Annotated in this window: 19 protein-coding genes; 3 read left to right on the top strand and 16 right to left on the bottom strand. The window is 54.0% G+C overall.

What is annotated here, in order from left to right:
- Positions 1-43: 43 nt before the first annotated feature.
- Positions 44-1114, bottom strand: coding sequence for a SepM family pheromone-processing serine protease (locus IEV46_RS01290; protein WP_188428987.1), 1071 nt, complete (start codon positions 1112-1114; stop codon positions 44-46).
- Positions 1111-1905, bottom strand: a complete 795-nt coding sequence (locus IEV46_RS01285; protein WP_188428985.1) for a patatin-like phospholipase family protein — start codon at positions 1903-1905, stop codon at positions 1111-1113. Before IEV46_RS01285 ends, IEV46_RS01290 begins: the two co-directional genes overlap by 4 nt.
- 124 nt (positions 1906-2029) lie before the next feature.
- Between IEV46_RS01285 and spoVV the strand changes: the two genes are divergently transcribed.
- On the top strand, positions 2030-3283 hold the full coding sequence (spoVV, locus tag IEV46_RS01280; protein WP_229735801.1) for a dipicolinic acid transporter SpoVV: 1254 nt from the start codon (positions 2030-2032) through the stop codon (positions 3281-3283).
- 56 nt (positions 3284-3339) lie between these two features.
- Here the strand turns inward: spoVV and coaD are convergent, their stop codons facing one another.
- The 4 genes from coaD to IEV46_RS01260 all read right to left on the bottom strand — a co-directional run bounded on the left by coaD (position 3340) and on the right by IEV46_RS01260 (position 6484).
- On the bottom strand, positions 3340-3819 hold the full coding sequence (coaD, locus tag IEV46_RS01275) for a pantetheine-phosphate adenylyltransferase (protein WP_188428983.1): 480 nt from the start codon (positions 3817-3819) through the stop codon (positions 3340-3342).
- The gene (rsmD, locus tag IEV46_RS01270; RefSeq protein WP_188428981.1) at positions 3788-4387 is read right to left on the bottom strand and encodes a 16S rRNA (guanine(966)-N(2))-methyltransferase RsmD; all 600 of its coding nucleotides are present in this window, start codon (positions 4385-4387) and stop codon (positions 3788-3790) included. The genes coaD and rsmD overlap by 32 nt, the downstream gene beginning before the upstream one ends.
- Before the next feature lie 569 nt (positions 4388-4956).
- Positions 4957-5733 carry a hypothetical protein gene (locus IEV46_RS01265; RefSeq protein WP_188428979.1) on the bottom strand — a complete coding sequence of 259 codons (777 nt, stop codon included), beginning with the start codon at positions 5731-5733 and terminating at the stop codon, positions 4957-4959.
- Positions 5734-6172: 439 nt separating this feature from the next.
- The gene (locus IEV46_RS01260; RefSeq protein WP_188428977.1) at positions 6173-6484 is read right to left on the bottom strand and encodes a hypothetical protein; all 312 of its coding nucleotides are present in this window, start codon (positions 6482-6484) and stop codon (positions 6173-6175) included.
- Positions 6485-6840: 356 nt separating this feature from the next.
- Here IEV46_RS01260 and IEV46_RS18305 point away from each other — a divergent pair, with 356 nt between their 5' ends.
- Entirely contained in the window at positions 6841-6963 is a 123-nt protein-coding gene (locus tag IEV46_RS18305) for a hypothetical protein (protein ID WP_268235857.1), read from the top strand.
- 102 nt (positions 6964-7065) lie between these two features.
- On the opposite strand, the gene recG is transcribed toward IEV46_RS18305, so the two are convergent.
- The 6 genes from recG to IEV46_RS01230 form a co-directional block, all read right to left on the bottom strand.
- Positions 7066-9111: an ATP-dependent DNA helicase RecG gene (gene recG, locus IEV46_RS01255; protein WP_188428975.1), complete on the bottom strand. Its 2046-nt coding sequence runs from the start codon at positions 9109-9111 to the stop codon at positions 7066-7068.
- A 1-nt stretch (position 9112) separates the two neighbouring features.
- Positions 9113-10000 (bottom strand): L-serine ammonia-lyase, iron-sulfur-dependent, subunit alpha, encoded by an 888-nt coding sequence (gene sdaAA, locus IEV46_RS01250; RefSeq protein WP_188428972.1) that lies wholly within the window; start codon positions 9998-10000, stop codon positions 9113-9115.
- A gap of 195 nt (positions 10001-10195) precedes the next feature.
- Positions 10196-10852: an L-serine ammonia-lyase, iron-sulfur-dependent subunit beta gene (sdaAB, locus tag IEV46_RS01245; RefSeq protein WP_188428970.1), complete on the bottom strand. Its 657-nt coding sequence runs from the start codon at positions 10850-10852 to the stop codon at positions 10196-10198.
- Between the two features lie 47 nt (positions 10853-10899).
- On the bottom strand, positions 10900-11757 hold the full coding sequence (gene fakB, locus IEV46_RS01240) for a DegV family protein (RefSeq protein ID WP_188428968.1): 858 nt from the start codon (positions 11755-11757) through the stop codon (positions 10900-10902).
- Between the two features lie 22 nt (positions 11758-11779).
- Complete coding sequence (gene fakA, locus IEV46_RS01235) at positions 11780-13480, bottom strand: DAK2 domain-containing protein (protein ID WP_188429529.1); 1701 nt, start codon at positions 13478-13480, stop codon at positions 11780-11782.
- A gap of 9 nt (positions 13481-13489) precedes the next feature.
- Positions 13490-13855 (bottom strand): Asp23/Gls24 family envelope stress response protein, encoded by a 366-nt coding sequence (locus tag IEV46_RS01230; protein ID WP_188428966.1) that lies wholly within the window; start codon positions 13853-13855, stop codon positions 13490-13492.
- Positions 13856-14097: 242 nt separating this feature from the next.
- On the opposite strand from IEV46_RS01230, the gene rpmB reads away from it, so the two are divergent.
- A complete protein-coding gene (gene rpmB, locus IEV46_RS01225) occupies positions 14098-14286 on the top strand; it encodes a 50S ribosomal protein L28 (RefSeq protein WP_188428964.1) in 189 nt (62 codons plus the stop codon).
- Positions 14287-14338: 52 nt separating this feature from the next.
- On the opposite strand, the gene IEV46_RS01220 is transcribed toward rpmB, so the two are convergent.
- The 4 genes from IEV46_RS01220 to spoVM form a co-directional block, all read right to left on the bottom strand.
- Positions 14339-15796: a reverse transcriptase family protein gene (locus IEV46_RS01220; RefSeq protein ID WP_188428962.1), complete on the bottom strand. Its 1458-nt coding sequence runs from the start codon at positions 15794-15796 to the stop codon at positions 14339-14341.
- A gap of 3 nt (positions 15797-15799) precedes the next feature.
- Complete coding sequence (locus tag IEV46_RS01215; protein ID WP_188428960.1) at positions 15800-17461, bottom strand: SWIM zinc finger family protein; 1662 nt, start codon at positions 17459-17461, stop codon at positions 15800-15802.
- A gap of 13 nt (positions 17462-17474) precedes the next feature.
- A complete protein-coding gene (locus IEV46_RS01210) occupies positions 17475-20135 on the bottom strand; it encodes a hypothetical protein (protein ID WP_188428958.1) in 2661 nt (886 codons plus the stop codon).
- 568 nt (positions 20136-20703) lie between these two features.
- Positions 20704-20787, bottom strand: coding sequence for a stage V sporulation protein SpoVM (spoVM, locus tag IEV46_RS01205; RefSeq protein ID WP_040387229.1), 84 nt, complete (start codon positions 20785-20787; stop codon positions 20704-20706).
- Positions 20788-20796 lie beyond the last annotated feature (9 nt).

Here is a 20796-nt window from a genome sequence, read left to right as displayed (position 1 = left end):
TCAAACAGGGTAATTATATGTCAGAAAACCGTTTCAGTCAATGTCAGTCCTTCAGGGAACCACTTTTCAACCTTTGTTTTTTCAGAAAACCAAGGGCTTCTCTCAAGTTCTTCACCGGGATCACTTTCATGTCGGCACCGATCTCCTTGGCTGTCCGAATCGCTTTTTTTTCATTGGAATCCCCAGGACGAATATCTGCTGGAACGAAAAAAATATCCGCCCCTTCCTCATCCGCCGCCACAATTTTATGTTGAATGCCCCCAATCTGACCCACCTCTCCTTTTGGTGAGATGGTGCCGGTGCCAGCCACACGGTAACCCCGGGTCAAGTCGTTGTTTTCCAGCTGATTGATGATCTCCAGGGAGAACATCAATCCGGCGGAGGGGCCACCGATCTCCTCCGCACGGATCTTCACCTCGGGGTCTGTTTGAATCTTCCTCTCCGTCACCGGTTCGATTCCGATCCCGGGCCTGTCTTTCCCGCCAACTCTCCCCAGGGATCTTAACTTCACCTTTGGAATCAATTTTTTCCCATTCCTGGTGATCTCCAACCGAACGGTCTCGCCCACTTTTTTTTCAGCCAATTGTCTGATCAATTCTTCCGGGCTTCTGACCGGATCCCCGTTCACCCGGTGAATGATATCTCCCTGCCTCAATACCTGGGCTGCAGACATTTTTTCCAACACCCGTAAGACCCGAACGCCAAGCAACTGTTCCTTAACTGGATACCCCGCTTCACGAAAAGCGGCCAAAACGGCATTCTGTTGGGATTGTTTCATGATTTCCTTTTGTCTTCGCTCATACTCCACCGGATCTTCTCCCTCGACCAAAACCTGATCTCTGGGCAGCAATTCATACCGGGAATCCCATTTGGAGATGATCGATCCCAACAGATTGCCTTCCCGCATCGAAACCGTGGTCATGAAAAAGGCACCCTGTTCCTTGTTCCGGGAACCCTCCACCTGAATCATCGGCCGGACTTCCAGTGCAGAACCCGGCTGCATGATGTAATAGGGTGTCGGCACGACAAACAACAAAACAAACAGAGCCGACGTGATCACTCCGGTGATGATCCATGACCGTCTCCGTCTGTACCAAGGACTTGAATGTTTCATTCAATCCGCGCCCCCCGCTTCGCGATCAAACGTTTGATCCGATCCACCTGGAGGAGTGCCGCTTCTTCCCCCAAGCGGATACACTCCTCCACACGGGTGAACGCTGTGGGACTGATGTCCGCCAGGTCCGGATGGATCAACACATCCGCCTCCAACAATCTCTGATTGAGTATTTCCCGCTCCATCACACTGAGAGTTTGTGCGATCACATCAAAAATATTCCTAATACGAACAGAAGTCGTCCGGGGTACTACATCCACAGCGAGGATCATTTCGGCTCCCATCTCTTTTACCACCGAAACAGGAACCCGGTCAACCACCCCACCATCCACCAGGGTCCTTCCTTGCCACCGAACCGGTTCGAAAATCCCCGGAATGGAGATGCTCGCCCGGACTGCCAGATCCAGGGGTCCTGTTTGAAAAACCACCCGCTCACCTCTGTTCAGATCCGTGGCCACCACCCCCATTGGAATCGGGAGTTCCTCCAGGGTACGGCCCCGGGTCAGAAGCCGGATCATCTCTTTTACTTTTTCCCCCGTCACAAATCCCCGTCGGGGAACCGTCAGATCCAGCCAGTGCTTTCGTTTCAAATGGACAGCCAGTCCTTCAATCATATCCAAATCGAGACCCACCGCAAAGAGGGAGCCCACCAGACTCCCCATGCTGCTCCCGGCGATTACATCTACAGGGATCCCTTCTCTTTGCAATACCTTCAACACTCCGATATGGGCCAAACCCCTAGCTCCTCCGGAACCCAGCGCAAGTCCCACCTTGGGTCCAGGCACAACCATCTCCTCCTCTGCCTTGGATGATCCAACCTTTTCCAATCTTTCAACCTTTCTGAGACAGGCGGTCTAATTTTTTTCCCTAAGCGTAGACATGTACCAAACCCAGTAGATGAACGGGAGGATTTGAATGGAGCCGATGAACCACCCCTTCCAAAACCACTTCCGCTCCCTGACCCTGGGAGGTGTCGCCTTATTTCTCGTGGGTTCCCTGATCCTGTTTCCGGAGCAAGCTTTCAACTCTTCGCTGAAAGGACTAAAAACCTGGTGGGATATCGTTTTTCCCGCTTTATTGCCTTTTTTTATCGCTTCGGAGATTCTGATGGGATTCGGCGTCGTCCATTTCCTCGGTGTTCTGTTGGAGCCATTGATGCGGCCTCTCTTCCGCGTCCCCGGAGCAGCAGGATTTGTGATGGCGATGGGACTGGCATCGGGTTATCCCATCGGGGCCAAGCTGACCGCCCGTTTGCGGGAACAAAATCTGATCACCCGATCCGAGGGAGAAAGATTGGTCTCCTTTACCAACACCGCCGATCCTTTGTTTATGTTCGGTGCTGTCGCCGTCGGTTTTTTCCACGATGTCTCCCTGGGGGTGATTATCGCGATCGCCCACTATACATCCAGCTTGTTGCTGGGAATTCTGATGCGTTTTCACGACCCTCAGGGATCCACGACTCCCGTACCGGCGAAGGATCAAACCCATTTCCTGATCCGGGCCTATCGGGAAATGCATCAGGCGCGGTTAAAAGACGGCCGCAGCTTGGGAGAATTGATGGGGGATGCGATCACCTCATCTATCAACACTTTAATGGTGGTCGGCGGATTTATCATGATGTTTTCCGTCATTATCGAAGTATTGGGTCAAGTGGGGATCACCGAATGGTTGGCTGCGGGAATCAGCCATCTGTTTTCCCTCCTCCGGATTCCGGGAGAACTGGCATCCCCAGTGATATCCGGTCTTTTTGAAATCACACTGGGTGCCCAAGTTGCCAGCCAGGTGCCCAACACTGTCCACCTGGCCTATAAAATCGCCATCGTCGGCACCGTCACTGCATGGAGCGGTCTGTCTGTTCACGCCCAAGTGGCCAGCATCTTGAGCCGGACAGACATCCGTTATGCCCCTTATGGAATCGCCCGCTTGATTCATGGGATTCTCGCCGGTTGGATCACCCTCCTGATCTGGAATCCGGTGGAACAGTACATCCTATATTCAGATGCCGCCGTCCCCGCTTTTCTTCGCCAACTTCCCGAGACGGGATGGCACGGTCTGGCCGAACGGGTTTCCTATCTGGGATGGAGAGCGATCCTTTTGCTCGGAATCTTGGCTTTGATAGGAGTGGGAATCCAATTTTTGAGACATTTCCGGACAGAAAGAACCCATTGAAAAATAGTGATCCCCCTTACCCCAAACCGAAAAAACCCGATGACACCATCGGGTTTTCAATATCCATACTTTCCGGCAAGGGCTTGCTCCACTACTTCCGGCACCAGGCCTTTGATATCCCCTCCCCCGGAGGCGACCTCCTTGACAATTCCCGAACTGAGGAAAGAATACTGGTTGTTGGTCATCATGAACAATGTCTCCACCTGGGAATCCAGCTTCCTCATCATGGATGCAAATTGCAATTCATATTCAAAGTCGGTAACCGCTCTCAAACCCCGGATCACCACTTGGGCCCCCCGTTGGTGAACATAATCAATCAACAATCCATCAAAACTGTCCACCTCCACATTCTCCATGTCCCGAGTGACTTCCCGGATCAGGCGGGTTCTTTCTTCCACTGAAAAAAGCGGATTCTTCTGGGAGTTGTGAAGAACGGCCACCACCACCTGATCAAACACTCTCGCCCCCCTCTGCACAATGTCCAGATGTCCGTTGGTGATCGGGTCAAAACTTCCCGGATAAACTGCCACTCGCATTCTTTACACCTCCTGGATTTTCCATTTGATAAAGATGGATCACTGTATGACCGTACTCCAACTCCCGGACCATTGACAGATGGTTGTATCGGGATTGAAGACGGGAGGCGGCTCCGTGTTCCGCCATCAGGATTCCCTGGGATTCCAATAAACCGTGTTCTGAAATATACGTCAGGAGAGCCGGCAAAAATGTTTCCCGGTAAGGCGGATCCAAAAATATGTACCGAAAGGAAAGTTTTCGACGAGCCAACACACGTAAAGCTGCCCTGGCATCCCTTCTGTAAACCTCCGCCCGATCCGCAAATCCCACCAGCTGGAGATTTTGCCTCACCGTCTTCACACTTTCCGGGGAACGGTCCACAAACACCCCTCGCTCAGCTCCCCGGCTGAGTGTCTCCAGGCCGAGGGAGCCGCTGCCCGCAAACAAATCCAAGACCCATCCCCCCTCAAAGTAGGGACCGATGATCTGAAACAGAGACTCCCTGACACGATCCGTGGTCGGCCGTACCTTCACCCCCGGAACCATTTTCAGCCGCCTTCCTTTTGCTTCACCGGCAATGATCCGCATCACGACACCTACCGTCAAGTTTTGAACATTTTTTATCCTACCATAAAGGATTGAAACATGGAAATCCGGCTGTAGGAACCAGGTGTTAAAAAACAGACCTTTCGTTCCGTCCTGACCCCACTCGTAAATATTGCTTGTGGGGTGAGGATGGTGGGACGGTTATGGTTCCTTGCAAAAGCGCATAGCGAGACCCAGGAACGAAGTGACACTGGCGAGACTTGTGCGGGTGAGTGCAAAGACCTCTTCACTGCCTCCCATCCCGCCCCTGTTTCCTATCTAACATGGATAATCAACACGCTGGATGGAAATCATGACTTTCTCAAAAAAATGCCCTGAGGTATGTATATTCTACCTGAAAAGGGTAAAGATAGGGGATGACAGCATCGGGAGATGCTGTCAAACCGCGGAGAAGACTTACGTTTCCCCATAAGCTCTTCCTCCGGTTTCTCCTCTCCCATTCAGGATCCGCCCGCAAGCGGATCCCATGGACCTGTGGACACAATTCCGCAGGTCTTTTTTTGGTTTAAAAATAAAACCTGCGGGTAATAGATCCGCAGGCAGATATTCCTTTAATATTTTCTCTTTTGAAAACTGCGACTCCTTCGGCGGCGAACACCGGAACTGGTCACATGTTCTGTTTCATCGAACAACGAAGGAAGCTCTTCCCAATCCCGTCCCGAGGACCTTCTCCGGGACCGTTCCCCCCGTCTCTGCCCGCCTTCCAAACGGCGATCCGCCGGACCTTCCCTATCCCCCTCCCTGTAGCGCAGACTGCGACCCATGGAAGGCGCCTCTTCTCCTTCTCTGATGCGATCGCGAGGGGAATGGCCCCAATAGGGGGTGTCTTCTTCCCGGTCCTGGGGCAGACCGCTCCAGGAAGGCACCTCCCTTTCTCTGTCTCCGTCGCGATAACGGGGAGCCTGATTCCAAGAAGGAATTTCTCCTTCCCTGCTACGGTTGCGGGGAGACTCGGTCCAGGGAGGCACTTCCCGGTCCTGTGGGCGTCCCCACCCCATCATGGGTCCACCCCACCATTCATCCTGTCGGAAGTCCCGCCCGTCACGGGGGCTTCTCTCTTCGGGCCGCCTCGAGGCTCCGCCTTCCGGACGAGGGGGAAGCCCGAAGGGCGCATCCCATCCGAGATCGTCAAATCCTCCACCGCGGCCGCGGGGTCCCGGGTTGGCAAATCCACGTGGCTCCGGATCCCGTGGCGGAGGAAAAAAGGGCTGTTGGGGCGGTCGTGGAGGCAAGCGCTCCGCCAGCTGTTCCATCTTGGTTTTTAACCAAGCCCAACGCTTGGCTTCTTGCACTCTGGAAAGGGATGCCCGGATCGGTCGTCTTTTCATCGATTGGTCTCCTCCTTTCAGATAATCTGGGATACCGTACACTCATACCATATGTTTTCGCCCGTTGCCTGTCCCCGGCCAATGCCCACACCCCCGCCTATTTCCTCTGATCCTCCCATTAAAAGCATTATAATTTGGTGGGCTGGGTTTTCTGAAGCGTATTTGGCTCGCCAGAACAAATAAAGCGGAATGTGAAACCCAATCCCGACCGTCCTGGACTGCTTTAAATCACAACACTTCCAGATCACAGAGCTTTTAAGGCGTGTCTGATCCAATTATTGCTGGGAATGGGCCGGTATGACCGTCTCCGATCTCTTACGAAACAGCGCCTAGCGAGACCCGGAAGCGGTAGCAACCTCAGGCGAGACTTGTACTTCCTGAGTGCAAGCCCGGCCATACCGGGCTCTCACTACTTACACAAACTTCACCAGACACACAACTAAACCATCCGCTTCAACATCCGGGCTTCCGTGCAAGTCACCACTTGCTCAGACACCATCAGATCCAACATCCGGTCCGTATATTCCCTTTTTCGTGGAGAACGTCTCAATTTCTCCACCTCTGCCGGCGTAAACAGGCGTTCGCTGAGGGTCGTCAGATACTGAACCAGAACCAATACCCCCCGGGTTTGCCGGATTCTCTTCGCTTCATCCACCGTCCGGACGATTCGTTCCACCGACAGGGCTTTTCTGCCGAGGATTCGGTTCACCGTCCGGGCCAAATCCGTATAAAAATCCCGATTCCTCCTCATCCACTACACCTCCCGTCTTTGGACCTCCCCTTATAACTATGCAGTTGAACAGAAAAAGGACATGTGGCGGAATGAGAAGAATCACGGCTGACAGAATGATATTCAAAAAACGACAAAAGAACTTAAATCACAACTCTTTTCTATGTATTTACAATATTTCACTTTTATGGTATATTACCCTTAGGCCAACTACCCACTTTTTCAGGACATCCTTTTCCGATCAAGGCCAAAATAATACAGACAAAGACAGCGAAATCATCCCTCAAGTAAATCTCCTTCAAGGACCGGCCCGCAGCAATCTTTCAGAGCAGGTTGGCTCACTCCGTCGGAGCTTGGTTTGAAAGGAGGGTACTAACGTGGAGAGATGGATTCTGCTGTTGTCCGCTGTCGTTAGAATGTTCGAAACCCTGATACAACTCTCTCAGCGTTACGGTGAAAAGTACAAACGAAAGAGCCGAAAAAAAAATCCCTACCTGTAACCGGCAGGGCATTCCGACCAATCCCGGCCCGGTGGACCCCACTCCACCGGGCTTTTCAGTCACAACAACAATATATGTGTTGGGTTCATTTTTAAAACTTGTCTAATCAAATTGGGTTCCTTCTTTTCCAAACCTCTCTATCGCCTTCCGCAAAGGCTCCATCTCATCGGAATCTTCCCAATCCGGATCTTCCAGGAGTGCCGCCGCATCCGCCCGGGCCACCTCTAACACACGAAAATCTCCGATCAGATCCGCCACCCTGAATTCCGGTGCTCCGCTTTGCTTCACGCCAAAAAAATCTCCCGGTCCCCGCAATTCCAGATCCCGTCTGGCAATTTCAAATCCATCTGTCGTGTCGGTCATTACACGCATCCGTTCAACTCCCGTCTCAGACTTGGGGTCGGCCACCAAAATACAGGTTGCTTTTCCTCCCCCCCGTCCCACCCGTCCGCGAAGTTGATGAAGTTGGGCCAATCCAAAGCGGTCCGCATCATAAATCACCATTACCGTCGCATTAGGTACATTCACCCCCACCTCCACCACCGTGGTGGAGACGAGCACCTGGGTTTGGTTGTCGGCAAAACTTTGCATCACTTCTTCTTTTTCCGCCGGTGACATTCGGCCGTGCAGCAGACCGACCCGGATCGGTGCAAGAGAGACCGCGATTTCTTCAAAGACCGTTTGGGCGTTTTGGAGGTCCACTTTTTCGGATTCTTCGATGAGGGGACAAATCACGTAAGCTTGCCGTCCCTCCCGACAGGTCTTTCCGATGAAATCGACCACACGACTCCAGACATCCCGTTTAACCCAAAAAGTTTCCACCGGCTGTCGTCCCGCCGGCATTTCATCAATGGTGGATATATCCATGTCCCCGTATGCCGTGATGGCCAGGGTGCGGGGAATCGGGGTGGCTGTCATATACAGAACATCCGGTGATTTCCCCTTTTCCCTCAGGACACCTCGCTGACGCACGCCAAAACGATGCTGTTCATCGGTGATGACCAGACCCAGGTTGCGGTAATGAACATTTTCCTGGATCAGGGCATGAGTACCTACCACCAGATCTGTCGACCCCATCTGGATTCGGGAGAGTACATCCCTTTTTTCCCGGACGGTCATGCTCCCTGTCAACAATTCGAGATTAACTCCCACCGGAGCCAAGGTTTCCTTCAGAGATCGGAGATGCTGCTCCGCCAAAATCTCCGTCGGCACCATTAGCGCCCCCTGGTAACCGCTCAACCAATTGGCATACAGAATGATGGCCGCCACCACGGTTTTCCCTGAACCGACATCCCCTTGCAACAAACGGTTCATCCGGCTGTCGGCTTCCATGTCCGCCAAGATCTCCTCCACCACCCGCCGCTGGGCTCCCGTCAAGGGGAAGGGCAAATCCCGGATCAAAGCCTCCACCCGCTCCCGGTCAAAGCGGCGCGAAATGCCCTGATCCTTTCGTTTTTGCTGTTTACGGTGCCAGAGGAGCCTCAGTTCATAGAGGAATAATTCTTCATACACCATCCGCCTGCGGGCCTGTTTACCTTCCTCCCTTCCCTTGGGAAAATGAAGGATATACATGGCTTTGGCCCTGTCGAGAAGTCGATAGCGCCGCCGAATCCCTTCCGGCAAAATCTCCTCGATCTCCCGTCCAAAAGCGGCAAAAGCCTGATGAATGGTCCGCCGTAACCAAGAAACCTGAATGGAACCAGTCACGGAATAGACCGGTTCCATCCGATTGATCCTCCCTTTGCTTTCATCGCCGATCCAAGTACGGTCAGCGGTCAATTGCAGTCGGTGGGCATTCCAGGTTCCGGAGACGACCACTCTGAGGCCTGGCTTCAATTTTTTCTTCAGAAAGGGCTGATTAAACCAGACCACTCCCACATGAACCCCGTTTACTTCGATGCGGGCCGTCAGCCGTGATTTTTTCTTACTGTACCAGCGAATACTGGAGGGACCGTACAAGATCCCCTCCAAAGTCGCTTTCTCATCATGAATCGCTTCGCTGATATCAATAACCCGAAAATCATCATATCGGTAGGGGAAATATCCCAGCAGATCAGCCACGGTCCGGATTCTCAACTTTTCAAGGTCTTCAGCCCGTTTGGGCCCCACCCCCGGAACCTCAGTCACTGGTCTCAGGTTTAAATCCATCTCACTCGGCAGACTTCCCGAAGATCCGGCGCTCGTGGGCACGGCCCGTCGGGGTTGCCGCCAACCCTCCCAAAGCAGTCTCTTTCAGACTGACCGGCATGTCCCGCCCGATCCGGAACATGGCTTCAATCACTTCGTCGGTGGGAATGACACTCTTCACACCGGCCAGAGCCATGTCTGCCGCCACCATGGCGATGGCGCCTCCCATGGCGTTTCGTTTCACACAGGGGGCCTCCACCAGCCCCGCGACAGGATCGCAGACCAAGCCCAGCATATTTTTCAGGGCGATGGCCACCGCCTCCGCTGACTGGGAAGGGCTCCCTCCAGCCATTTCCACCATCGCTGCCGCGCTCATGGCCGTCGCGGACCCCACTTCCGCCTGACAGCCCCCTGCCGCTCCGGAAATAAAAGCATTGTTGGCGATACAGTAACCGATTGCACCGCTCACAAAAAGTGCCCGCACCATTGTCTCCCGGTCGGAGTCCAGTCGATCCGCTGCTGTGAATACACACCCGGGGAGGATTCCGCAAGCGCCGGCTGTCGGTGTCGCCACCACTGTACCCATGGCGGCGTTCACTTCGGAAACGGCCATGGACCGGGAGACAACATCCAAGGCATCTCTCCCGGAGAGAAGGACTGGGGCTTCAGTCATATAAGTCCGGATTTTCATGGCGTCACCCCCGGTGAGGCCGCTGTGGGATTTCATCTGTTCATTCAATCCCTTGCGAACCGCCTTTTCCATCACATCCAAATTTCCTGCCATCTGCTCAAACACTTCTTGTCTGCTTTTGTTAAAAGTGTCCATCTCTTTTTGGATCATGATTTCGGAGATCGGCATCCCTTTGGATTCTGCCAGCTCCACTAATTCCGCCACTGTACGAAAATTCATGTGCCTCCACCCCCAGATCTATCCATGATTCGGAATGGATCCGATGTATTTCTTGTCCTGTTATGGAAGGAAAGCGCTTTTCCCGCAACCTCTCCCGACATTTTAACACACCCGGACTCTCGACATGAACAACCGGCAAAAAAACAGCCGCCGTCTGGAAAACGGCGGCCTTTTGCCAGTCGATCCTCCCAAGATTCAGAACACGGTCACACCGGTGATATCCTCAAGGGAGGATATCTCCTGTTGAACCTGATCATCCACATGCTGATCTGTTTCGATGATCATCAACGCTTCCAAACCCTTCTCTTTTCGGGATACCTGCATATAACCGATGTTGATCCGATGATTTGCCAGTACGGTCGCCACTTTGGCCACCGCGCCATATCGGTCATGATGTGTCACCAGCAGCGCGGGCGCACTTCCGGAAAGTCTCAACTCAAAACCGTTCAGCTCCACGATTTCCATCTTTCCGCCGCCGATGGAGATTCCCGTCACTTCCAGATCCCCTTGGTCATCCTCCAGATGGAGGCGAGCTGTATTGGGGTGATCCGCCACCTCTTCCGATTCGATGAAGGTGACTTCCACTCCTGATTCCCGGGCAATCTCCAAAGCCTGCACCATGCGTTCGTCATCGGTGTCAAAGTCCAACAATCCCCCGACCAGGGCCACATCAGTCCCGTGTCCCTGATAGGTCTTGGCAAAGGATCCGTACAAGGTAATGGTCACCCGTTGGGGCAACCGCCCGAAAAGAGTTCGGGCAGCCCTTCCGATCCGCGCCGCACCTGCGGTATGCGAACTGGAGGGCCCAATCATCACAGGACCGATAATATCAAAAACAGACCGAAATTTCATACGGGTTCCCTCCTTGGTCACACCCGATTGCTGCGGATCTGCCGGACTCAGGATGTTTTGGGTGTGCAGACCACGGCGATGGTTCCCGGACCGACATGGGCCCCAATCACCGGACCGATCTCGGTATACTCCACATGATCCACTTGAAAAGTTTCTTTGAGACGATCGGCCCACTTGTCCGCTTCCTCTCGGTTGTCCGTATATAATACGGCGACATCCTTCGCACCTTCCGGCAAGTTTTCCTTTAACATTTCAAAGATACGGGAGATCGCCTTGGCCTTTCCTCGCACTTTGTCCACGGGAAAGACTTCTCCCTCCGGACTGATGGAGAGGATCGGTTTGATATTGAGCAACGAACCGACGACGGCGGAAGCCTTCCCGATGCGTCCACCCTTCTGCAGATACTCCAAGGTATCGACCAGGAAGAAAACTTGTTCTTCCTCGATCAGACGGTTGGCAATGGCCACACACTCATCCAGGGATTTTCCTTCCTTGGCTGCCCGGGCCACCTCGACCACAATCATCCCAATGGCGTAAGAGGCCTTTTTGGAATCGACCACTGTCACCTTGAACTCGTCTTCCACCATGGAACGGGCCAGCAAGGCAGACTGGTAGGTTCCGCTGAAAGCGGAAGAAAGATGGATGGACAGGATGTCCACATTCCCATCCTTGGCCGCTTCCCTGTAAGCTTCCACAAAGTCGATGGGAGAGGGTTGGGAGGTGGTGGGCATCTCATCGCTTTCCTTAAGGCGCTCATAAAACTGGGACGGACTGATGGTTACACCGTCCAGATAAGATTCCCCTGACAAATGCACTTTCAGCGGAACGACCACGATCCCCAGTTCCTCGATGAGATGCTTGGGAATATCCGCCGTGCTGTCCGTGATTACCTGCACTTTTGTCATTTGAGCACCCCCACTGATCTTTTTATTCCACGGAGAATAAGAAATAGTAGAGAGGTTGTCCTCCGTAGTGAACCTCACATTCCACGTCGGGATACTCCTTCTCGAGGAAGTGGGTCAATTCTTGTACTTGAGCCTGTGTCACATCTTCTCCGTAAAGAAGTGTGACCACATCGCCGCCATTGGCGAGCATACGGGCGAGGAGCTCCCGGGAGGTTGCAAGCATCTCTGCACCGACTGCCTCAATCCGACCTTCACGGATGCCGAGGAAGTCTCCCTCTTTGATGGCTCCACCTTCATACTGTGAATCCCGGATCGCATAGGTGACCTCGCCGGAGGAGACGCCCTGAACGCTCTCCATCATACGCTTTTGGTTCATTTTTACGTCCTCTTCTTCTGAAAAGGAGAGAAGAGCCGCCAATCCCTGAGGGATGGTCCGGGTGGGCAGAACTGTCACCGGAACTTCCACCAACTCCGTCACTTGTTCGGCAGTCATGATGATATTTTTGTTGTTGGGCAGAATGAAAACATGTTCCGCTGGAATCCCCTGCACAGCCTGCACAATCTCCTCCGTGCTGGGATTCATGGTTTGCCCCCCCTGAATCACTACATCGGCGCCCAGGCTTCGGAAAATCTCCGAAACTCCATCTCCGATGGCCACCGCCACCAATCCGTAACGTTTCGTCACCGGCTTGGAGACACTTTCCCCTTGTTGCGTGTCCCGGTGTTCAGAATCGAGAATCGAGGCGTGCTGCTCCCGCATATTTTCAATTTTGATCCGAGTCAGCTCCCCGTAACGCTGGGCATAGGTCAAAGTCTCCCCCGGATGTTCCGCATGGATATGAACTTTGACCAAGTCATCGTCGGCGACGACCAGGAGGGAATCGCCGAACCCGCCCATGTCCGCCCGAAACTTCTCTTCCGAGAAAGGCGTCTCCAACAGTTTGTCCGGTTTCAATTTAACAATAAACTCCGTGCAGTAACCATGTTCAATATCCCCGGTTTCAAAATGGGATTGGGCGCTCTGTTTGTGGGCAATCTCCCCGAGTCGATCCAAATCGGCGGTCCCGGCGTCAGCCTCGGTCACCGTGTAGGAAACATCTTCACCGGTCAGTGCTGCCAGAAATCCTTCATAGATCAGGACGAGCCCTTGTCCCCCTGCATCGACCACACCGGCCTGGGCCAGAACCGGCAGCTGTTCCGGGGTCCGTTGGAGAGCTTTTCGGGCCGCCTCCAGAACCATCTCCATCATTTCTGCCAGACTTTCCGTTCGGTGGGACATCCGAACTGCCTTTTCAGCAGCTTCCCGGGCCACGGTCAAAACCGTGCCCTCCACCGGCTTGATCACCGCTTTGTAGGCAGTGTCCACGCCGCGCTTCAATCCCTCGGCGAACTCCCTGGAAGTCAAAACCTCCTTCTCGGCCACTCCTTTTCCAAAACCTCGGAACAATTGTGAGAGGATCACCCCGGAGTTTCCGCGGGCACCCATGAGCAGACCCTTGGAAAGCGCTTCCGCCATCTGGCCCACATGGCCTTTGGAAGCCGCTTGCCTTTCCAGCTCCTTTACACCAGAAGTCAGTGTCAGGTTCATATTGGTTCCGGTGTCACCATCCGGGACCGGGAATACATTGAGCGCGTTCACCTGATCCACGCTTCGGTTGAGTCTCTCCGCTCCCGAACGAACCATGTCCAAAAATGTCTGTGAATCAATCACTCGTACCAACAGTGGTCCCCCTTACTCTTCGCTCACCAACCGGACCCCTTGCACAAAGACATTCACCCGGCTCACTTTGAGCCCCACCATCTGGTCCAGGGTGTACTTCACCTTGGATTGCACATTGTGAGCCACCTCGGAAATTTTGGTTCCATATCCCACAATGATATGCATATCAATCTCCATTTGGCCCTGATCTTCCCGGACCTCGACTCCCTTGCTGAGGTTTTCCCTGCCCAGGAGTTCGGCGATACCGTCTTTCAATTGGCTGCGGGAAGCCATCCCCACCAGACCGTAACAGTCCATGGCTGCAACGCCGGCGATGGTTGCGATCACTTCGTTGGATACTTCAACCTCTCCATAATGAGTGGATACATCCAAAGTCATCTCAGATTCCTCCCCGAAGGCGGGTTCCATACTAGGCCTATTGTACAACAACCCCTGTCAGAAAAAAAGCAGACAAACCCATCTTACTCAAGGGGGGCACTTCTTGCAAGGGAACACTTCCTGTGCTAGAATGGTGAAGTATTTTGTTTCCCGGAATGGTCTGCAGATTCCTACATTCGGAACGTGCGGGCCAGAACCAATTTCAACACTCGTTCTCCCGAACAGGACAGGAGGTGGGGAACATGGCACGTCGTTGCTACATCACCGGCAAAGAGGGGCGCACCGGCAACCAGGTCAGCCACTCTCACCGAAAATCCCGTCGCAAATGGGGCGCCAACGTCCAAAAAGTACGCATCTTGGTCGATGGCAAACCGAAGCGCGTCTATGTGAGCACCAAGGCTCTCAAATCGGGCAAAGTAACCCGCGCCTGATTGGCGGGTTTTATCAAAGAAGCACCCTGCAGGGTGCTTCTTTGTCTTTTCTTTAAGCGTGATCACTCGCCACTTTTGGATCCAGTCCGTACTTGCGGGCGATTCGCTTCACCTGCTCCCTGTAGGGTGCGGCGGCTTCTCCCCGGACCATCTCGATATAGCTGGTATAACCTTTGATATATTCCCAGAAGTTCGGGTGATTATGGATATTCTGCCCTTTCAATCCCTTTTGTTCCACCTGGTGCAGAAGGGCCCGAAAAGCGCGCAACTCGCCACGGTTGAGGTTGGTTTTTTCATTGACGATGATCCCGGTGACCGCCTGTCTCCTGGAGCGGCGAAGGACCCTGGTTTTCTCTTCATTCACCTCAAATCCTTCATACCGAACAATCCCCCGGGCCGTTCCCAGCAATGCCCCGATCCGCTTCTCGCCGGACGGCCAACAGGAAAAGGTGAGATCGTCCGCATAGCGGGTGTATGCAAAACCGTGGGAATCCGCCAACCCCAGCAACCGCTCGTCCAGCCGACGGCACAGGATATTGGTGATCGCCGGACTGGTGGGGGCTCCCTGTGGCAGATGGCGATCCCCCACAGCCACATGGTAGATCCTGCCGTCAAATTCCACTTTCCGGCGGGGCGGCTCGGTGCACAACAGAGCCAACAGCGTACTGACCGCTGGACTGTACCCGAAAGACTGATACATTCCCTTCACCCGGGGGTAATGGACACTGGGGAAAAAATCTTTCAGATCCATTTTGATCACCGCTGCCTTACCTACATGGTGGGCTGCGTTATCCACGATGCTTTTTCCCCGGACAAATCCATAGGCGCAAGGGTGCACCTCCACCCGGTTCAGCAAATGCGCCCGGATCCATTCCTGCGCCTGGCGCAGATGCTTTTTGGGGGCGGAGAGGATCCGCTTTCCACCGTTTTTCTTGGGAATGGTGAAATGGTGATAATGGGAAATGGTGGCGGTGTCCCGGTGATAAGTCAACCATTTCAGACGTCCCAGCGGAATCTCCATTGCCTCTGCCAGCTCTTGGGGAGTATGAATCAGAGGTAGTCCCGACTCCCTCAGCCTTTCCTCATCGCTGTTCAGGAGCTCCAGGTCCCCGGAAAAACCTTCCCCCACATGGACCACATGTTGCTCCCGGTATTCCTTCCACTTGGCCTGGGCCTCGGCCCGTCGGCGAATTCGCTCTTCCTTGCGTTGTGCACGCCGCCGTCGGCTTTCCTCGATCCGTTCCTGTCTCCGTCTTCGGATCATCGCCTCGAGGTCTCCCAATTTCCGGGTCTTTTCCTCCAGGGATTCCAATTCCTCTTTCAGTTGAGCCAGCTCTTTTTCTTCCTGTTTCTGTTTCTCCAATTCTTCAGGAGGGAGGGGCTCCTCCGACCAGAAACCCATCCGGATCATTTCCCGCCGGATCACCTCGTCCCGGCCCTCCTGCATCACTCGTTCCAGCCACTCTTCTCGGGAGAGGGGCTGCACTTCCCCATCATTTTTTCCCTGCAATGTTCACAACCCTTTCCCCTGGGATCCGTTCATCCTCCGGCGGTAAAGGACCACCGTTGCCAGGATGTGCTCACATGGCCCCTGCATCAATTTGTTTTGCTTGAAGAAATAACAGTCACAGGCGGCATGGACGATCCGACCGTCTCCGTCCAGCTGAACTTCCGGTTGGCGGGTTCGGGATCGGGTTGCCACCTCTCCCTTGAGAAGGTCTCTATTTCCTTCCCGGTTCACAGAGAGAAGTGTGACCTTCCCTTCCAAGATCAGCTTCTCCGCCTCTTTTTCCCGAGGATTGTTATATTTCAAATCGTCAATGGGCAAGGGATCCCGGGTCAGCTCCCGCAACCGGAACCAGCCGGTCTCTAGATCAAACATCACTCGTCCGGCATGGCACAGTTGACGGAGGGCAGACTGAGTCACCTCCGGTGAGAGACCGGTGCGGCGGGCCAACTCCTCGGAAGTGGCTGTTTTCCGGAGTTTGAGCTCGGCGAATACCCGACCGCTGTCCACGGGAGAGACAGGGACGCCTCCCACCATCAGATCAAAATTTCCTGAGGCGGACCAGTCATTCCTGGTCCAGCCGGAGAGTCCCAATGTAAAGCTGACCCCACCCAGATCGACGATGTAGAAACTGGGCATCCCGGTTCCGAGGAGGTGAATCGTGACACTGCGGGCGAGGGGTAACAGCTTCTCCAACAGAAAGAGACGACGGCGACCCCAGGTCCGGATCTCTCTGTCCACATCCCCTGTATAGATGGTTTCACTGAAGGTGAGCACTTCCCCCCAAGGGTCGATCGCCACCTGGACCGGCTGTCCCGGCCGCAAACGATAGCGAAGGGAGCGGGGACCATGCTTTTCCCGGTTTCGCCTCAGGAAAGTGCACAGATTGTAGATGTCGATGGGCTGGACCCGGAAGGAGACCGTCGGCAGGCTCATCGCCGACTGCACCTGAAGAAAACCGCGAATCCAGCTTTCCGGCACATCGATTTTCTGCTCCTTATACACCTCCCGTCCCTCTGTGGCCACTTCAAAACCGCCGGGATCGATCTGGAACTCAGTGGGCCGGTAGGTTCTCATCCGAAGCAATTCCCCGTGCAGGGAGTCCGAAAAGTCGATATTGGTCGTACCATACTCAAATTCCTTCACATCCCGGAACATCTCTTCGTGAACCGCCAATCGTCCATAGGAAGACTCATCCTGGGAGAAAGCTTCAAAGAAAACCTGGTCCGGAGCGACAGTGATCACCGGATCGAGGACAAACCACCCCGCCTTGTCATGGGTATAGAGGTAATTGAAATACCGGCGCATCGCCTTATTGTAATCCCGGTTCCTCACATCCATCTTCCGTTCCAACTCCCGGATGCGTGCATGAACCTCCTGCATCCGGCTCACCCATTCCTGTTTGGTTGACACTTGCTCTGCGATGTCCTGTATGTACTGCTCCCGCACCCAGGCCTGGTAGGCGCTGTGATCCTTCGGCTTGTATTTCAAGTCGGATACCACCACATCCCTTAGAGCGCTCATCGCATCCCGATACCGGATAGGATCAGCGATCCGGCCCCGAAAATAGGTGGGTTCCCGACCCAGGTCCGGGGAAAAAGAGACCGTCGTTCCCCCGTCACTGTGACGGATCCGGCTCGGGTTTGCGTATACCTGTTGAAACTGCATCGTCTCTCCCCCTTCAGCTGTCTGATACCCGGCACAACGGAGTATTCAATCCCGGATGGCACTCCGATAACCGGGTCAAGATCACCATCACCTTTTCAAAATCCCGCTTGCCGGCATTCCTTAAGTAATCCTGCAACAGACGAACCGCCAATCGGGCCCGCTCCTCTTCGGCAGCGCCTTCCCTCCATAACAATTCCAAAGCCAGATCCTTCGCTTTTCGGCTTCCATTGACCTGAAACAGAACCCGTCGAAAGAACAGTTCCATTTCTTCCAGCCCCTTGGCTCCCCAATCCAGTTGACCCGCTTGCTCCAAGGCAAACAGCTGAACTTCGGGATAGGGGCTTTCCCCCAAACGCTGAACCATCCTCCGGCGATGGGGCCACATCCCGGGAAGGGCGGCCCACTGCAACCCTTTTTGCCGAACTTCGGGAATGCTGCTGTCTGCCAATCCGCAGACCAGCTCCGGATCTGCCTCCTCTTCCGGCACCTCTGTCTCCATCCGCAAAAACACCCACTCCCTGGTATCTTCCCAATCGGTTTCCGCCAGGTTGGCCCAATCACCGGACTCCAGCTCAGACAACCGGTATTCCAGCAGGCGGCGTCCTGTCTCCCTCGCCACCGCCACCCGGCTGTGAGCCAGATCAAACAGAAGCTCCTTCTCCAATGCATCCGGTGACGGATCCAACTGATTCAGCAACCGGATCCCCAATTCCTGCAAGCCTGTGTCCGTACTCTCCAACAGAGGAAGAATCCGTTCCATGGGCAGGGAATTGAGTCTCTCCCGAAAGAGATTCTCCAGTAATTCCTCCCGGATCAGATTGCGAATGGAATCCGGCGTCTCCGGCTGCGTCATCTTGGCCCAAAGACGCTGGAACAACTCGTCCCCGTGCTTTGACAGAAGTTCAATCCAGAACCACGAATATTCCCACCGAGAAAAAGTGTCCTGCACCAAACGAAGGTGATCCTCATCGGAGATGGAGAGCAGATCCATCACAAAATCCGCGTCATGGTGAAAGTGCCAGTACTGATAACGAAGCAGATTTTGAGCAGTTTCCTTCACCCGGGGGAGTTCGCTGGACAAAAAGGGTAGCAGTTCCCGAACCGGAAATTTCACGTACGGTTGGTTTCTCAACAAAGACAGAACGGATGCCGCCAGTTCCCGGGATGCCGCCACCGATGACTCCAGCAGTTCCTCAGCTACTTCCAACAAAGGAAATCCCTTCAAGATCTCCACCAGTGCCTCTTCCTCGAGAAAGAACCGGAAACTGTCCGGGGTATTCATCAGTTCCGACAGAAAATCCCGGTCGATCTGCCAATCTTTCCGGTGAAGAACCAGCTGATTTTTGGCCACCACCCGAATGGTCTCATTTTCGCTTTTTAAGAAGGGTAACAGATCCCGCTCCGTATAGGGATGACGTTGATAATGAATGCGATATAACACTTCCGCCACCATCATCCGATGCATATGGGATTTCCCTTTCAAAAGCTGGGTGGCAAGGTCCAGGGTGGACAAGTGGTGAAGAGGGGTTCCCAATACTTTGACCAACAGATCCGCCAGCAGATGGGACACCTGTCCATCCAACTCCGGATCTTGAATCAGCTTGTTCAGCAATAACCGGGTCAGCTCCAAAGATTGCTCCCAGGACCAGCGGGAGACGTTCCATTCCACAAAGGAGAAGGCTTTGTTTCGAACTTCCCGATCAGGATTGATCAGCATATTGAACAACAGGGGAAACACCGGCTGATCCGGATTCATCCGGGCGATGATCTCATCAGCAGCAAAAGCTCTTTTGACGGGCTCCTTTGCATTCAGCAACTTCAAAAACGCCTCGGAATCCAATCCTCCCAAGTACTCCGGATTTCCTTTCTTCAAGGCCCGGATCGCAAACTGAATCACCGGCTTCGCTTTCCCGTTCACCAGGATATGCCACAGCCGCTCCGGCTCCCGGTCCCACAGTTCCGGGAAGGCTTCCTCCCGCTCCTCCGGAAACCTCTCCAACTCCGCCGGCGGCCGGTCAGCCAGTCTCCATTTCCGGTTTTCTTCACAGACAAACCGGGAACTGTTGCGATACAAAATCTGATTCAGCACATAGAAGTTCAAATAGCCCCCGATCTGGTCATCCCGGGTCTCCCGCCATAAAGGCCACTCATCATCCGGAGTGTAGTGGATCAAAATCTCCGCCGCCATCCGGGTGTAGTCGGAGGCTCCCTCCCTGCCCAGGTTGCGCAAGACCCGCCAGATCCGACGCCGGAGATAGAGATCCGTCCGGTGAGAGTAGGGACGCCTGTATGACCGGGAAGAAATATCAAACCAGTATGCCAGCCTTCCCCAGATTTCCGCATCCCGCCGTTGCTCCGCCAGTTTGAGTACCGCTTTCAGGTAGCGGTACTGATCTTGATTGAACCAATAATACCTGCTACTCATCCATTGCTGCAATGCCTCACGGGCCAGAGGGCGACCATCCAGGTACAAGGTCCAAAACCAAGCCGGATGGGAACCCCATTCGTATCTGTGCCTAAAGCTAAATTTGGAGACAAAAAGGGGGTTCTCTTGATCCAACAATGACTGATATTCTTTGGACAAGGGCTCCACCGGATCTTCCTGTTGCCACCATGCCTCAAACTTTTTTTCCTCATCAAAAGCTTCTCCCCTTGGGGAAGATTGTTCATCCATGCCCTTCCCTCCCTTAAAACATCTGCAACCCGGCGACCGCGGCGACCGGGATAACAGAAAACCCGACCATTCAAGGCCGGGTTTCCTCCCATCCGTGTTCACTAAAATTCCATCGAGTCGGTTTCGCCACTGAACAGTCGGGGGTGTACTACCACCCGACAAAAGAGGCTGCGGCTACGCCTTTTTAGGCAGCCGAGTCGGGTGGTAGTACACCCCCGACTGCCAAGTAGGGCGGAGCCGGGTGACGGATTGGTACCGTCAACGCAAGCATGGCGGAACGCCATACAATCATGCTGAACAAGGATGGGCAATCAATGATTTCATGCAAATTATAAAACAAACAAACATTCGGTGTCAAACATTTTTTTAAAAGATCCCAATTCCTTCGCAACAGTAAAAAAACGGCCGCTTCGACGGCCGCTCCTTTGGTTCCCCGCGGTAGAAACAGATGTGACACGGACCACGCCGCCTCATTCTTCGTGGCAAGACCCGGAAGCCCGGGCGATAAAATGGATCATCAGTTCGACTTTTCCGACGAACCCCGGGCGGGGGGCACCAGGTCAGCCACCTATTTTTCCTTCTGAAAAACACCCAATAGGGCTTTGACCATCCCGCCGAGGAACTTAGGAAGTTTGATGGTGTAAAATTTCACCCCGATCCC

It is taken from the genome of Kroppenstedtia guangzhouensis, assembly GCF_014637345.1.
GTDB lineage: Bacteria > Bacillota > Bacilli > Thermoactinomycetales > DSM-45169 > Kroppenstedtia > Kroppenstedtia guangzhouensis.
The sequence above is the reverse complement of the archived record's forward strand: the minus strand, read 5'-3'. Positions and strand labels throughout refer to the sequence as shown.

What these genes read in the sequence shown, in the direction of transcription:
- sdaAA (WP_188428972.1), bottom strand. Translation starts at nt 10,000, where the DNA reads ATGAATTTTCGTACAGTGGCGGAATTAGTGGAGCTGGCAGAATCCAAA.
- spoVV (WP_229735801.1), top strand. Translation starts at nt 2,030, where the DNA reads ATGGAGCCGATGAACCACCCCTTCCAAAACCACTTCCGCTCCCTGACC.
- sdaAB (WP_188428970.1), bottom strand. Translation starts at nt 10,852, where the DNA reads ATGAAATTTCGGTCTGTTTTTGATATTATCGGTCCTGTGATGATTGGG.
- IEV46_RS01285 (WP_188428985.1), bottom strand. Translation starts at nt 1,905, where the DNA reads ATGGTTGTGCCTGGACCCAAGGTGGGACTTGCGCTGGGTTCCGGAGGA.
- coaD (WP_188428983.1), bottom strand. Translation starts at nt 3,819, where the DNA reads ATGCGAGTGGCAGTTTATCCGGGAAGTTTTGACCCGATCACCAACGGA.
- IEV46_RS01260 (WP_188428977.1), bottom strand. Translation starts at nt 6,484, where the DNA reads ATGAGGAGGAATCGGGATTTTTATACGGATTTGGCCCGGACGGTGAAC.
- IEV46_RS01290 (WP_188428987.1), bottom strand. Translation starts at nt 1,114, where the DNA reads ATGAAACATTCAAGTCCTTGGTACAGACGGAGACGGTCATGGATCATC.
- recG (WP_188428975.1), bottom strand. Translation starts at nt 9,111, where the DNA reads ATGGATTTAAACCTGAGACCAGTGACTGAGGTTCCGGGGGTGGGGCCC.
- fakB (WP_188428968.1), bottom strand. Translation starts at nt 11,757, where the DNA reads ATGACAAAAGTGCAGGTAATCACGGACAGCACGGCGGATATTCCCAAG.
- IEV46_RS01215 (WP_188428960.1), bottom strand. Translation starts at nt 17,461, where the DNA reads ATGCAGTTTCAACAGGTATACGCAAACCCGAGCCGGATCCGTCACAGT.
- rsmD (WP_188428981.1), bottom strand. Translation starts at nt 4,387, where the DNA reads ATGCGGATCATTGCCGGTGAAGCAAAAGGAAGGCGGCTGAAAATGGTT.
- rpmB (WP_188428964.1), top strand. Translation starts at nt 14,098, where the DNA reads ATGGCACGTCGTTGCTACATCACCGGCAAAGAGGGGCGCACCGGCAAC.
- IEV46_RS01230 (WP_188428966.1), bottom strand. Translation starts at nt 13,855, where the DNA reads ATGACTTTGGATGTATCCACTCATTATGGAGAGGTTGAAGTATCCAAC.
- IEV46_RS01265 (WP_188428979.1), bottom strand. Translation starts at nt 5,733, where the DNA reads ATGAAAAGACGACCGATCCGGGCATCCCTTTCCAGAGTGCAAGAAGCC.
- IEV46_RS01210 (WP_188428958.1), bottom strand. Translation starts at nt 20,135, where the DNA reads ATGGATGAACAATCTTCCCCAAGGGGAGAAGCTTTTGATGAGGAAAAA.